This is a genomic window from Mycolicibacterium pyrenivorans, assembly GCF_025821625.1.
GTDB classification, from domain to species: Bacteria; Actinomycetota; Actinomycetes; order Mycobacteriales; family Mycobacteriaceae; genus Mycobacterium; species Mycobacterium pyrenivorans.
In genome coordinates this window covers 1-383 of record NZ_JACKSH010000118.1, presented here as the reverse complement: position 1 = coordinate 383, position 383 = coordinate 1, and the positions used below count along the sequence as shown (strand labels likewise).

Annotated in this window: 1 pseudogene; it reads left to right on the top strand. The window is 70.2% G+C overall.

Going from position 1 to position 383, the window contains the following annotated elements:
* Positions 1–345 (top strand): annotated as a pseudogene (locus tag H7I57_RS14645) (hypothetical protein); the annotation flags it as partial.
* Positions 346–383 lie beyond the last annotated feature (38 nt).

Here is a 383-nt window from a genome sequence, read left to right as displayed (position 1 = left end):
CGGGTCCGGTTCGTCCAGGTCGGCCGCCACCAGCTGCTCACCACCGCCGCCGGCGAGGGCATCACCACCTTCAGCGACACCACCGAACCGGACCGACTGTTCGTCGAGGGGGCCTACGCGCTGTCGACGGAGATGCTGACCGCCGGCACCCTGCCGCAGCGCGGCGGTGCCCGCAAATGCAGCGCCCGAGCCAAGGGCGCGGTCCTCGACCCGGTGATCGCCCGACTGACCGGCGGTCAGCCCTATCAGCATTACGTCGGCTTCGAGGTCGACGAGACGGGCCGCGCCGAGCGCGACGCCGCCTACAACACAGCAGCCCGAACCGGCCGCTACCCCCTTATGTAAGTTGCCCTGGGTTCGTCGGGCTCTTCGCTGGACGCTGA